Genomic DNA, 13,128 nt, shown 5'->3' with positions numbered 1-13,128 from the left:
AGATGAAAAACGAAAGCCAAACGATCCAAGCGTTCAGCATCGCAGATGTAATCAATCCCAATCTTATCAAGATGGAAATGGAAGCGAATTCAAAAGAAGAAGCGATCACTGAACTGTCTGAACTTTTATATGAAAACCAGATAATTACCGATTTAGCAGGGTTCACCCAAGATGTCTTTGCCCGAGAAGCAGAAGGAATGACCGGTATCGGGCATGGATTGGCAATTCCTCACGGAAAGTCGGACAGTGTGAAAAAAACCTCTTTAGTGATCGGAAAAACCAAGCGTCCACTTGAATGGGAGTCCATCGATGAAGCGCCCGTTCAAGTAATTATCTTGTTTGCAGTCAAAAATACCGATGCCAATACGATGCATATCAAGCTGCTGCAAAAGGTAGCGATGCTACTAGCGGATGAATCGTTTATTGATTGTCTCGTTGCGTCAGGGAGCAAGGTTCAAATGATGGCCTTGCTTGCAAAAGATCCAATGGCAGAAAACTAAGAAAGGGGGAGAAGAGATGAAAATCGTTGGTGTAGCTGCTTGTACTTCAGGAATCGCTCATACGTATATCGCTAAGCAAAAAATCGAAACAGCTGCGAAAGAACTTGGTCATGAAGTCCATATCGAAACCCAAGGAACCATCGGGACGGAAAGTGAATTGACGGAAGCCGCTATTCAAGCAGCCGATGTTGTCATTATTGCGGCAGATATCAAAATCGGCGGCAGAGACCGCTTTGAAGGCAAGCGAATAGTAGAAATTCCAACTAGTATGGTGATCAAAGCGCCTAAGCGTTTGCTTGAAACAATTGAAGAAAAATTAAATCTGGGATGAATCAATAAATGTTCTGACAATTCAAATTTAAAGGGGGATGAAACAAATGATGAAACAGCTGCAGTTGAAAAAACATGCCTTAACCGCCATCTCGTATATGCTGCCGGTCGTTGTCACAGCCGGACTTTTGATCGCTATCGGAAATCTTGCCAACGGCACGGTCATTGAAAATTACGATGCTGCCTATACGATCCCGGATGCACTGGTCTCGCTGGGTGTTTTAGGGATGGGGCTGCTGGCGCCAGTGATCGCTGCCGCGATCGCCTATTCCATTGCTGATCGTCCAGGAATCGCTCCGGGTCTTTTTATGGGACTGATTGCCAATGCGATTGGCGCAGGCTTTCTAGGGGGAATGTTAGGAGGCTATCTCGCAGGTTATCTGGTCTTATTCTTAGTAAAAAACCTTAAAGTACCACGTTGGGCACAAGGTCTGATGCCAATGATGATCGTACCGGTCTTGTCGACACTGATCGTCGGTGCTTTGATGTTCTTCGTCATCGGTGTACCGATCGTGTGGGCTACGGAGGCGTTGACTACCTTCTTAACGAATCTGCAAGGCTCGGGGAATTTCTTATTTGGCGCGATTGTCGGTGGCATGGCTGCCTTTGATTTTGGCGGACCCGTCAACAAAGTTGCATCACTATTTGCTGATGGGCTATTACTGGAAGGCATTCAAGAACCCGAAGCCGTGAAAATTTTAGCCTCAATGGTGCCGCCCTTTGGTGTTACGATCTCTTGGGTCCTCTCTCGTCTCTTACGCCGGCCCAAATATTCTACGGAAGAAGAAGACAACATCAAGATCGCTTTTCCAATGGGCCTTTGTATGATTACAGAAGGAGTGATCCCGATCGCTGCCGTCGACCCGTTTCGCGTCATTTTTTCTTGTACGGTCGGAGCAGCCGTCGGCGGTGGTCTAAGCATGGTTTGGGGCGTCGGTTCACCAGTGCCATCTGGTGGGGTCTTCATCATTCCTGCCATGACGGATCCACTGAAATTTACCATCGCACTCCTGATTGGTTCTGCCATCACCGGTGTTTTGCTGTTTGCATTGAAAAAGGCACCCGTGGAAACGCCGATCATGGAAGAGGAAGAAGACATTGACTTTTCGTCGATTGAAATTTCCTAAAAAAAGGAGCGAAGAAGATGTATGTATCAATGAAAGAGATGCTGCAAAAAGCCAATCGAGAAAACTATGCGGTTATGGCGATCAATTGTTTCAACCTGGAAACCGCTAAAGCAGTGATCGATGCCGCTGCAGAATCACATGCACCCATCATCGTGGATTTGCTACAAGACCATTTAAAGACCCATCTAGATCATCGTTACTTAACCCAGCCGATCATTCGAATGGCGGAAAATGCCAATGTGGAGGTTGCCATCAATCTGGATCACGGACAGGATATCGCCTTCGTCAAACAATGTCTCCATGAAGGGTTCTCAAGCGTTATGATGGATGCCTCTATGCATCCTTTAGAAAAAAACATCGCCATCACCAAAGAGATCGTACAGTTTGCGCAAGCCTATAATGCCAGTGTCGAAGCAGAAGTTGGGGACATGGGAGCAGTGGCTGGGGATCAGTTTACCAACGATGGGATGTATACCGATCCAGAGGAAGCCATCCATTTTATTCGAGCAACCGGGGTCGACTGTCTCGCCCTTTCTTACGGCTCCAGTCATGGGGATTATCCAGCAGGATATCGCCCGGCATTTCGCTTTGACATCGTTCAAACAATCAAAGAAGCCACTGACCTACCGCTGGTTTTGCATGGCGGCTCGGGAGCCGGTAGAGAGAATATCTTACGTTCCGTGGCATTAGGAATCAATAAAATCAATGTAGGGGCTGATTTTATGAAAGCCCAAAGAAATGCCCTGCACCAACAGCTGGATGCTTGTCCGGAAAGCGATTATCCGACCCTGATCCACCAAACCATCGAAGCAGGAAAAGCAGTCGTCAAAGAGTATATCGAATTATCTGGATCAAAAAACAAATCACTTTAAAAAAGAATGGAGCACACTTATATGTTGATCAATATGAAACAATTACTGACCGTTGCCAAAGAAAATCAATTTGCCGTTGGTGCCTTTAACGTCGCAGACAGTAACTTTTTACGCGTCGTTATCGAAGCAGCGGAAGAAAACGATGCACCAGCCATCATTGCGGTCCACCCAACAGAATTGGCCTTTACAAAGGATGAATTTTTCCACTATGCAGTTTCCAGAGCGAAAAACAGTTCTGTGCCGATCGTGATCCATATGGATCATGGCGACAGTTTGGCAAGTATCATGCGGGCGATCCATTGCGGATTCAGCTCGGTGATGATCGATGGGTCATTGCTGCCTTTTGAAGAAAATATTGCTCTAACAAAACAGATTACCGAGATTTGCCATCCGATTGGGGTATCTGTCGAAGGCGAGCTAGGAACGATCGGCAATACCGGAACCTCCGTTGAAGGGGGCGTCTCCGAAGTGATTTATACTCGTCCTGAAGATGCACAAGAGTTCATTGAGAAGACAGGCATTGACACACTAGCAGTTGCGATTGGAACTGCTCACGGTATTTATCCGAAAGATATCAAACCGGAATTAAAAATGGATGTCTTGCAAGAAATCAAAGATCGTGTCGATATCCCATTAGTGTTGCATGGCGGATCGGCCAATCCCGATGAAGAAATCGCTCAGGCAGTGGCAATCGGTATCCAAAAAGTAAATATCTCCTCTGATTATAAATACGCCTTTTACAAAAAATGCCGTCAAATTTTAGCTGAAACAGAATTATGGGATCCAAATGCTATTTACCCAGAATGCATTGAGGCAGCTAAAGTAGTGGTTACGCAAAAAATGACCCTCTTCAATGCAATTGGGAAAGCAGCTTTGTATCGCCAGCAAAATATCCAGCCATGGCGTAGTGAACAAAACTAAACAGCAAACAAATAATGGAAACACCCTCGAAAATCGCTAAATTGCGGCTTTTCAAGGGTGTTTTTTTTATTGCGCATTCTTTTCTTGCAACATCCGAATCCCCTTTTCCTGAATCTGCCGAGCGATAAACGCCAAGTCATTCGAAGTCAGGTTGATGTCTGCATAATGAAACAAGTTTTTTCTGCAGGAGGGGGTCAGATTGCCGATGATCAAATCATACGTCTCGTCCAGTTTGGTCAGAGAAAACGAGTCCAGAGGATTTAAAATCGTGATTGTTAACTGATAAGGAATAAACTGTTGGATTTTCGTTTGGATAAATTCCGTATGGTAACTATTCGTATCATAAAACAAAGCTAAGCGAAAGCCAGCATTGGCATCGATGATTTCTTTAGCGAAATTTGGGAAAGATATATGGAAAATATAAATCAGGTAATTGATCGTACTTGGTCGAATGATCGGTAAATTTGAATGGGTCAAAAGGTGAACGATGTCTCGATTGACTGCCTGTTGGACCAAATCACAGTTGTTGACAAAACGAGCAAAGCGATCATCCAAGATGCAGTAAGGAACGTGCAAGTTGATCCCAAGAAAATAAGAAAAGACCACAGCGTCGAGTTTCTCTTCAAAGTTGGCTTCATGATAGTTGTACTTTTTAAATATATGTTTGGTCATTTGATAAAATTCTTGTTTGGTCTTGCGAAAGACGTCGGGGTCTTGACCAATGTGGGTCGTGACATAACCGACCATTTTCTCGACGTAGGCCCGACTGTAGCCGGTAAATTCGCTCAAATCGATTTTCTCTAAGAAATATTCGACGTGGTTTCCATTGGGGTTGGAGGCGTATAGGCGATCACGCTTCGTATTGACATAGATCACAAAAGCGATTTTTTTGATGTCGGAAAAATAAAGTTTTAAGGGCGTCGCAGCCGCCATGATACGGGCGATTTTCAAGAAATCCTGTTCTTGGTTGATGTTGGCATCCACAAATTCATACTGGTACTTCTCTAAGAAAAAAATCAGAAAAAACTGGCGAATGTTGTGTTCATTTCCTTTTAACTGGATAGGTTTAGTTGCGATGAAGAAATCATATGGTGCCAGAACCATGTTGATCCTCTTGATCAAACGAATGATCGACGATTTGCTTAAATTTAATTCTAGAGCCAACATATCATAACTAGTGAAACTTGATGAGAAGAGTAGTTCCAATAATTGAAATGCAGAAGAGCGAGTCAAAAACTGGCTGTATACGTCTAGCCGAGTAGCAAAGGGATGCAAGTGGAGGCGAACAGCTGAATAATCGTCAAATTGTAAGTCCAGAAACGAAAATTCATTGTCGATTTCCGCGATATAGGTTTTTGCTGCAGACATTGAAATGGAAAATTTTACTGCCAAATCGTGAAGACTCGTTCCCTGATCGTCTAATAAATACTCAATCAGCTGTAGTTTCTTTTGTGTCGTAGATGATAACAATTTCCGTAACATGATTGCCCCTGAGCCCCCTTTTAAGTAAATAGTATCACGTTTTTACATGTATTCAAAAAAATTGCGTGTTGTATTTTTTTTGAATACATCCCACCCCAAAATTTTGGGAAAATAGAAGTGTGGAATAGTAGTAATACGTTTGATACAAGTAGCAAAGACCAAAATTTTTGAATCATGGGGAGGAGGCAAAAAGCAGTTGTTTGTTGGGATATCTTGCTCACTGTTGAACAATGTTATTCGTCGAGCGTTTCCGAGATCAATTGAAAAAATTTAAATAAAAAAGGAATGAACAATTATGAAAAAACAATTTTCTATCTATATATGTTTGCTAGTCTTGCTTGGCTCCATTTTTTGTGAACCAACGATCATACTAGCAGAAGCAATCAACGCAACCGAAAGTACCGAAAGAACGACTGAAACGCTGGAAAGTACCGAGCCTGAGACGGGAACGATCGATACGGAAAAAGCACCTACGGATTCATCGACAGCGGGAGCAGTTCAGTCAGAAACGAGTCAAGCAGAAGAAGAACAAGCAACCGTCCCTAGTGAAAGTCAAGCAACCCAAGCATCTTCGACACTGAATCAAAACAGCATTCAACCCCGAGCACCAGATACTGAGGCGGAAACGGAAGCTTCTACTACCGCTGAGAATCTTAGTGCCAACCTAAACGAACGGGGAGTACAACTTTTTGACAATGTCCGAATTACTGACTTAAACGATCAACCCTTCACTGCCGAAAATCCACCGATGTATAACGGCAACATCAAAATTCATTTTGACTGGTCGTTAGCAGATACGGAAGAAATTCGCGCTGGCGATTATTATACGTATCAATTACCGGAATATTTTGCTATTCATAACACCGTTAACGGCGAATTGACCCGTTCTGGTGGGCAATCGATCGGAACCTTTACCTTAGCACTCGATGGCACGTTGACTGTTACTTTTAACGAAGCGGCACAAACACTTTCCAACCGCTCAGGGACTATCGATCTAATTACGGAATTAAGTGTGAGCACTGTCACCGAAGAAGTGACGATTCATACTGGGATCTACGATGAAGATGGTCATGAGATCATCATTACATTGCCTATTTATGAAGTCGACATCATTAAGACTGGTAACGTGACTTCCAGCGGTTCAGTGGTTTGGGAAATTATTTTTAACCAAACCAGTCGTGAATTGCATGATGTGGTGATCACCGATAAAATGCCTCAAGGTTTGTCTTATAGTACTTCGACAGGCTACTTGTACGATGAAGCCACCGAGGAGTGGGTTCGTACCGATGGCTTATATACCTTTAACAGCGTTAACAACACGTTTACCTTCAATCAAACGGTTAATCAACCGGTTCGAATCGTGATCAATAGTGCAGTCACCGATCCAACGGCTTCTTCTTTCAAAAACACGGCAACAATCAACGGCAGCGATTTTACAGAAAAAACTGCAGAAGCAACGGTTACTTACGATGAGCAATCGGAATACAAACGGTTCAAAGGCTATGATCAAGAAACGAAACGAGCATCATGGGAAATTTCCGTCACATTGGACAAAGACCAAGCCAGAGTTTTGGATCAGACCTATTCAGGAACGGATCCTGAAAAAGCCCTACATTTTTTTGTTCCAGAGACTTTGGTGATCACGGACAAAGATGGTAACTCTATCCCAGCAGAAGATTGGTCCTTTGATGGGACGTACCAGCTGGATAAAGAGGGGGAAATCGTCCGCTTTGGCATCACGTTTGCCAAAGCTGGTTACTACAAGATCCAATACGATACCCAGTTGTATGAATCTGTTCTAGCTGATACTCGTATTTACAACTACGCTTCGATCCGCGACAATCAAAATACCTCATTGACGGGCAGTGGGACAGTGACGCCAACCAAAACGATCGGTATCGTGAAAACAGCTGGCACCAAAGACTATGAAACGAAGACTGTCGCATGGAAAATTGATGCCAATACCAATCAGCAAAAAGTCAGTGACCTAATCATCGAAGACCGCTATCAATTGATCTCTGGCGCAAACAGCAGCGCACTGGCCTTGTTGGCGGATACGCTGGTAGTGACGGCAAGCGGAGTGACCGAGCCTTTAGAGCTCAATACCGACTATACGCTAGAGCTAATCACAGAAACGAAAACGCTAGCCGATGGCTCAACGAAGGAACTTGAGACTGGTTTTCGGATCAAGCTGCAAGGGGCGTACCAAACGACCTCGGCAACGATCACGGTTAATTTCAAAACTAGCTTCGATGTTTCACAGCAGATCGCATTAGGAAGTTCTAGCAGTCGTTTTAGTAATGCAGCGTTTGTCCATTATAAAGACGAAGCCGGCAATACGTTCACGGAAGCCTCTGAATCCAATACTTGGATGGATACCAACTGGTTAAAAAATGCCTTGAAATACGGCCTATTTATTGGTGAAGGGGAAGATGTCGCCAAAGCGATTACTGCCGTATTAGGTCGGAACTTAGGAACTATTTTTGATGAGCAGACCGCCTCTAGCGATCAAGTCTATTGGATGGGGCTATTCAATACGTACAAAGAAAAAATCAACAAAGATGCAATCATCACGGACCAGCTGCAAGAAGGCCAAACCTTGAAAGACTTGGCGCTTTACACGGTCACAGTAACTGGGTATACGACGCAAGTCAGAGCACTGAAAGAGCAATTGGTGCTAAACGAGGATTACAGTTACACTTATGACCCTGACTCGAAGACAGTTACGATCACCTTGCTGAAAGAAACGTCAGAAACACTGGCGGTCTTCTTGGCAACGGAAGCAGCGGAAGAAGTATTTACCTACAAAAATACTATTACATTGACGGACAATGACACAACGTTGACTGCCGATGGCCAAGCCGATAAGTCGGCGAAAACGGACTGGTTGATGAAAAACGGTAGTCAGAATGCCGACAACAATCGGTTAATCGATTGGGAAATCATGATCAACGCTGACAGTCGCAAAATCCACAATGCGGTGGTCACCGATACCATCAACTACAATCAACACACCTTTTTACGAGATGCCGACGATGCCGTGATCGTAGATGTGTATGAAGCGGTCTTAAACAATGGTACGTGGGAAAAAGGAGAAAAAGTCACCTTCACCAACGAAGACAATCCGAAAATCACCTCGGATGTGGTAGCAGGGACGCAATCGTTAGTGATCGCTTTTGAAGAAATGATTGATAACCCATACTTTATCGTTTATCAAACACAACTTGACCCCGGGATTTTGAACAATGAACGGGTGACCAACAATGTCAATTTGACGGGTAGTGAGATCGAGATTCACACAGTAACCAAAGAAATCACCATCAAATCGACAGATGGCAGCGGAACGTCTTCTGGGACGAACGGTTCCTTGACGATCGTGAAATACGATGCCGATGGCACCAAAGAACGAGGGATCGATGAAGAAGCGGTTTTCCAATTAAGCCGCAAAAATGCACAAAATACCTATGAAGTCATCTTGTCGAACCTGGTGGTCAAAAACAATCAGATCATGGAAAACGGCAACGCCATTGATCGGATCGACAATCTGCGTTACGGCGATTATATGATCCAAGAAATCACCGCACCGGAAGGATACGAACGAGATGCGACTCAGTACACCTTCACTATTTCTGATAAGCAAGTCAATTATGTCTTTGAACTAGCCAACAAGCGGGAAATCAAAGAAACGACCCACGCCTTGAATGTTCAGAAGCTGCTTGATGGGCGCGAGCTAAAAGACGGCGAATTTACGTTCCAACTAGTGGATGAAACTGGCTCTGTGATTTTAACACAAACTAATGATGGCAACGGTCAAGTTGCCTTTGACGCCATCACTTACAATGAGCCTGGCGAATACCATTACACGATTCGGGAAAAAGCCGGCGATGATCCAACCATCACCTATAGCGACAAAGAACTAAAGGTAACTGTGACCGTCACGGAAGAAGATAGCCAGTTGATTGCGAAAGCAGTCTATGAAGGCAATCAAGTCTTCGAAAATGACTATACGCCAAAAGCCGGTAGTGTCGTTTTGAATGCTGAGAAAGTGCTGATCGGTCGTGATTTGAAAGCAGAAGAATTTGACTTCGAATTAGTCAATGAAGCAGGAACTGTTCTTCAAACAAAAGCCAATGATGCCACTGGCAAGATCTACTTTGACGCGCTCCCTTACGAGGAAGCAGGTGAGTACCACTACACCATCCGTGAGAAAGCAGGAACTGACGGTACCATCACTTACGATGCAAAAGAACTAGCGGTAGTTGTGACCGTAACGGATGAAGACGGACAGTTGACCGCAGTGGCGGAATATGAAGGCAATCAAGTCTTTGAAAACGACTATACGCCAAAAGCCGGTAGTGTCGTACTAAGTGCCGAGAAAGTCTTAACGGGTCGTACCTTACAAGCAAATGAATTCGATTTTGAACTAGTCGATGATGCAGGCAATGTACTTCAAATAAAAGCCAATGATGCCACTGGCAAGATTTACTTTGACGCTCTTCCTTACGATAAAGCAGGTGAATACCGCTACACCATCCGTGAGAAAGCAGGAACTGATGATACCATCACCTACGATGCAAAAGAACTAGCGGTAGTTGTGACCGTGACGGATGAAGATGGACAGTTGACCGCAGTTGCCGAATACGAAGGCAATCAAGTCTTTGAAAACGACTATACGCCAAAAGCTGGCGAAGTGGTGCTGAATGCTGAGAAAGTATTGACGGGCCGCACGCTGGAAGCCAACGAGTTTGCCTTTGAGCTAGTCGGTGAAGCAGGTAACGTGTTGCAGACGAAAACCAATGACGCAACCGGACAAATCTACTTCGATGAATTAACGTATGACGAAGTCGGCGAATATCGTTACACGATTCGAGAAAAAGCTGACGCAGATAGTACCATTACCTATGACATGAAAGAAATTGGCGTTGTCGTGAAAGTCACCGATGAAGACGGGCAACTGGTGGCAAAAGCAACGTATGATGGCAATGCGATCTTTGAAAACGACTATCAACCAAAAGCTGGTAGTGTCGTACTGAGTGCCGAAAAAGTCTTGGTCGGTCGTACGCTACAAGCAAATGAATTCGATTTTGAACTAGTCGATGAAGCAGGAACTGTTCTTCAAACAAAAGCCAACGACGCAACTGGCAAGATCTACTTTGACGCGCTCCCTTACGAGGAAGCCGGTGAGTATCACTACACCATTCGTGAGAAAGCAGGAACTGACGGTACCATCACTTACGATGCAAAAGAACTAGCGGTAGTTGTGACCGTCACTGATGAAGACGGACAGTTGACCGCAGTGGCCGAATACGAAGGCAATCAAGTCTTTGAAAACGACTATCAACCAAAAGCTGGTAGTGTCGTACTGAGTGCCGAAAAAGTCTTGATCGGCCGCACGTTACAAGCAGACGAATTTGCCTTTGAACTAGTGGATGAAGATGGAACTGTTCTTCAAACAAAAGCCAATGATGTCACTGGCAAGATCTACTTTGACGCACTCCCTTATGAGGAAACAGGTGAGTACCACTATACCATCCGTGAGAAAGCAGGAATCGATGGCACGATTACGTACGATAGGAAAGAACTGGCGGTAGTTGTCACTGTAACGGATGAAGACGGACAGCTCACGGCAATTGCCAAATACGAAGGCAATCAAGTCTTTGAAAACAGCTATCAACCACAAGCAGGCAGTGTCGTACTAAGTGCCGAGAAAGTCTTAACTGGTCGTACGCTACAAGCAAATGAATTCGATTTTGAACTAGTCAATGAAGACGGAACTGTTCTTCAAACAAAAGCCAACGACGCCACTGGCAAGATCTACTTCGATGCTCTTGCATATGACAAAGCAGGTGAGTATCACTACACCATCCGTGAGAAAATAGACAGCGATGGCACCATCACTTACGATACAAAAGAGCTGGCGGTAGTTGTGACCGTGACGGATGAAGCTGGACAGCTCACGGCAGTTGCCGAATACGAAGGCGATCAAGTCTTCGAAAACAGCTACCAACCACAAGCAGGCAGTGTCGTACTAAGTGCGAAGAAAGTCTTGACGGGTAGAAACTTGCAAGCCAACGAATTCGCATTTGAATTAGTGGATGAAGCTGGAAAGGTTCTGCAAACCCAACACAATGACGCAAACGGAACGATTACCTTTGATGCATTGACGTATGACGATGCTGGGGAACATCGTTACACGATTCGTGAAAAAGCTGGCAACGACGCCACGATCATCTATGATGAAACCACCTATCAAGTAACGGTCACCGTCAAAGAACAAGCAGGAAAATTAGTAGCTGAAGCGGAGCAAACGGCAGAGATGGTATTCAACAACCATGTCAAAGAAGGCAAAACACCGAAGCCGGGAACTGACAACTTACCGAAAACCAATGACACTACGACCGCTGGTTGGGTCGTCCTTGGACTGTTGTTAGTAGTGATCGCAGTAGGCATCTACCTTGATCGCAAAAAACGGACGCCGTTATCATAGGCAGGGGAAGCAACAGAGCAGAAAGAGAAAGCGGGATGAGGCCAACTTGTCCCGCTTTTTCCTGTCCCGTTTTTCTTCACTTCAAAGAAAAAAAGCGTCAAAAGTATGAAACGCTAGGAAGCGAACAATCAGCAAACCCAGACTCAAGAAGGGGATGAAGGGCAACTGCGCCAATCGTTTCTTCCAAATGCCTTGATAGCTAAAAAAAGCGAGGAGCCCAAGACTACTGGCTACCAGTAAGAGGGCCAAAAGGGTCGTCGGCGTTAGCCAAATACTCCAGCCTGATAGCACTAAGAGATCGCCGCCGCCCATTTTTTCCTGCCAGACAAAATAGACCAGTGGAACCAGCAAGCCTAAAGACAGCCACTGAAGAGGAGCACCGCTTCTAAGCTGTGCCAGCGCGAGAAGCAGGTGGGCGGGGTACAGCAGTTGAGGGTAGACGCTATAGTCTATCAAGTCGGTCAAGCTGAGTAAAAAGGCACTGGTCAGCCAGACAAAGGTCAGGAAGCTTTCGGAATCATGAAAGGCAAGCCCGCAAAGTCCGCCATAGCACAAGCTGGCGATGGCCCAATAAAGCGGGGGTGAAAGCCATCTTGTAGGAAGGAGAAAAAACCAATGGTTATCCGAAACTTTGTTCACTTTCTGGTAGTGAGAACGAGAATCACTTTTTGGCAGATTCCAAAACAGGGCTTGCAAGAGCAAAAGCCAAAAGAAGCCGAGTAAAGCGCCTAAAAAAAACACGAAAATCGTCATTTTTCGTCCCCCCTTATAAAGAAATACGTAAGAGAGTGAGAAATTTTCTCAAATAGATGATTTTGTTGTACTTTTTATTTGTTTCGTATTATCCTTAAAATAGATAATTTAGAGGAGGAATCGTTATGAAATTTGAACAAACAAAAGAAGTATTAAACCAACTTGTTGCTGATTTAAGCCAAATGGCTATGGTCGTTCACCAAACACACTGGTACATGCGTGGACCTGGGTTTTTGACCTTGCATCCAATGATGGACGAATTCATGGATGATCTAAATGAGCAATTGGATGAAGTTTCTGAACGCTTGATTACATTAGACGGTTCACCATATTCAACTTTGCGTGAAATGGCAGAACACACTCAAATCCCTGATGAAGTCGGCAACTGGGACCGCACGATTCCAGAACGCTTAGCTACATTGGTGGAAGGCTACCGTTACTTAGCGGACTTATACCAAAAAGGGATCGAAGTATCTGGTGAAGAAGGCGACGATCCAACCCAAGATATCTTCATCGGCTTCAAAACAGCCATCGAAAAACGTATTTGGATGATCCAAGCGCACTTAGGCGAAGCGCCATTGATCGATCCAGCGAAATCTCGCGTACGTCATTAAGCAACAAAAAACCAGCGAAGAATTTTCTTCGCTGGTTTTTTT

At 44.6% G+C, this 13,128-nt stretch carries 9 protein-coding genes; 7 read left to right on the top strand and 2 right to left on the bottom strand.

Annotation, left to right across the window (positions count from 1 at the left end; all coding sequences use genetic code 11):
• Nucleotides 1-2 precede the first annotated feature (2 nt).
• Genes ACIPK1_RS15385 through ACIPK1_RS15365 form a run of 5 tightly spaced genes read left to right on the top strand, consistent with a single transcriptional unit; the run spans nucleotide 3 to nucleotide 3,750 of the window.
• The gene (locus ACIPK1_RS15385) at nucleotides 3-500 is read left to right on the top strand and encodes a PTS sugar transporter subunit IIA (protein ID WP_400451283.1); all 498 of its coding nucleotides are present in this window, start codon (nucleotides 3-5) and stop codon (nucleotides 498-500) included.
• Between the two features lie 16 nt (nucleotides 501-516).
• Nucleotides 517-831, top strand: coding sequence for a PTS fructose transporter subunit IIB (locus tag ACIPK1_RS15380; protein ID WP_087664456.1), 315 nt, complete (start codon nucleotides 517-519; stop codon nucleotides 829-831).
• A 46-nt stretch (nucleotides 832-877) separates the two neighbouring features.
• Entirely contained in the window at nucleotides 878-1,957 is a 1,080-nt protein-coding gene (locus tag ACIPK1_RS15375; RefSeq protein WP_086332800.1) for a PTS fructose transporter subunit IIC, read from the top strand.
• A 17-nt stretch (nucleotides 1,958-1,974) separates the two neighbouring features.
• Nucleotides 1,975-2,829 (top strand): ketose-bisphosphate aldolase, encoded by an 855-nt coding sequence (locus ACIPK1_RS15370; RefSeq protein WP_400451282.1) that lies wholly within the window; start codon nucleotides 1,975-1,977, stop codon nucleotides 2,827-2,829.
• Nucleotides 2,830-2,850: 21 nt separating this feature from the next.
• Nucleotides 2,851-3,750 (top strand): ketose-bisphosphate aldolase, encoded by a 900-nt coding sequence (locus ACIPK1_RS15365; RefSeq protein ID WP_087664458.1) that lies wholly within the window; start codon nucleotides 2,851-2,853, stop codon nucleotides 3,748-3,750.
• Nucleotides 3,751-3,816: 66 nt separating this feature from the next.
• Here ACIPK1_RS15365 and ACIPK1_RS15360 read toward each other — a convergent pair whose 3' ends face one another.
• On the bottom strand, nucleotides 3,817-5,232 hold the full coding sequence (locus ACIPK1_RS15360) for a helix-turn-helix domain-containing protein (RefSeq protein WP_400451281.1): 1,416 nt from the start codon (nucleotides 5,230-5,232) through the stop codon (nucleotides 3,817-3,819).
• A gap of 295 nt (nucleotides 5,233-5,527) precedes the next feature.
• Here ACIPK1_RS15360 and ACIPK1_RS15355 point away from each other — a divergent pair, with 295 nt between their 5' ends.
• Nucleotides 5,528-11,719, top strand: a complete 6,192-nt coding sequence (locus tag ACIPK1_RS15355; RefSeq protein ID WP_400451280.1) for a Spy0128 family protein — start codon at nucleotides 5,528-5,530, stop codon at nucleotides 11,717-11,719.
• An 81-nt stretch (nucleotides 11,720-11,800) separates the two neighbouring features.
• Here the strand turns inward: ACIPK1_RS15355 and ACIPK1_RS15350 are convergent, their stop codons facing one another.
• The gene (locus ACIPK1_RS15350; protein ID WP_400451279.1) at nucleotides 11,801-12,472 is read right to left on the bottom strand and encodes a prepilin peptidase; all 672 of its coding nucleotides are present in this window, start codon (nucleotides 12,470-12,472) and stop codon (nucleotides 11,801-11,803) included.
• A gap of 125 nt (nucleotides 12,473-12,597) precedes the next feature.
• Between ACIPK1_RS15350 and ACIPK1_RS15345 the strand changes: the two genes are divergently transcribed.
• On the top strand, nucleotides 12,598-13,086 hold the full coding sequence (locus ACIPK1_RS15345) for a Dps family protein (RefSeq protein WP_005230382.1): 489 nt from the start codon (nucleotides 12,598-12,600) through the stop codon (nucleotides 13,084-13,086).
• Nucleotides 13,087-13,128 lie beyond the last annotated feature (42 nt).

This window comes from Enterococcus sp. NPDC086594, from assembly GCF_044746145.1.
GTDB classification, from domain to species: Bacteria; Bacillota; Bacilli; order Lactobacillales; family Enterococcaceae; genus Enterococcus_D; species Enterococcus_D entomosocium.
Note: the sequence above shows the minus strand (reverse complement) of the source record. Positions and strands in the feature narration are given on the sequence as shown.

Excerpts from the sequence above, each read along its gene's own strand:
- ACIPK1_RS15385 (WP_400451283.1), top strand. The coding sequence starts at position 3 with ATGAAAAACGAAAGCCAAACGATCCAAGCGTTCAGCATCGCAGATGTA.
- ACIPK1_RS15380 (WP_087664456.1), top strand. The coding sequence starts at position 517 with ATGAAAATCGTTGGTGTAGCTGCTTGTACTTCAGGAATCGCTCATACG.
- ACIPK1_RS15375 (WP_086332800.1), top strand. The coding sequence starts at position 878 with ATGATGAAACAGCTGCAGTTGAAAAAACATGCCTTAACCGCCATCTCG.
- ACIPK1_RS15370 (WP_400451282.1), top strand. The coding sequence starts at position 1,975 with ATGTATGTATCAATGAAAGAGATGCTGCAAAAAGCCAATCGAGAAAAC.
- ACIPK1_RS15365 (WP_087664458.1), top strand. The coding sequence starts at position 2,851 with ATGTTGATCAATATGAAACAATTACTGACCGTTGCCAAAGAAAATCAA.
- ACIPK1_RS15360 (WP_400451281.1), bottom strand. The coding sequence starts at position 5,232 with ATGTTACGGAAATTGTTATCATCTACGACACAAAAGAAACTACAGCTG.
- ACIPK1_RS15355 (WP_400451280.1), top strand. The coding sequence starts at position 5,528 with ATGAAAAAACAATTTTCTATCTATATATGTTTGCTAGTCTTGCTTGGC.
- ACIPK1_RS15350 (WP_400451279.1), bottom strand. The coding sequence starts at position 12,472 with ATGACGATTTTCGTGTTTTTTTTAGGCGCTTTACTCGGCTTCTTTTGG.
- ACIPK1_RS15345 (WP_005230382.1), top strand. The coding sequence starts at position 12,598 with ATGAAATTTGAACAAACAAAAGAAGTATTAAACCAACTTGTTGCTGAT.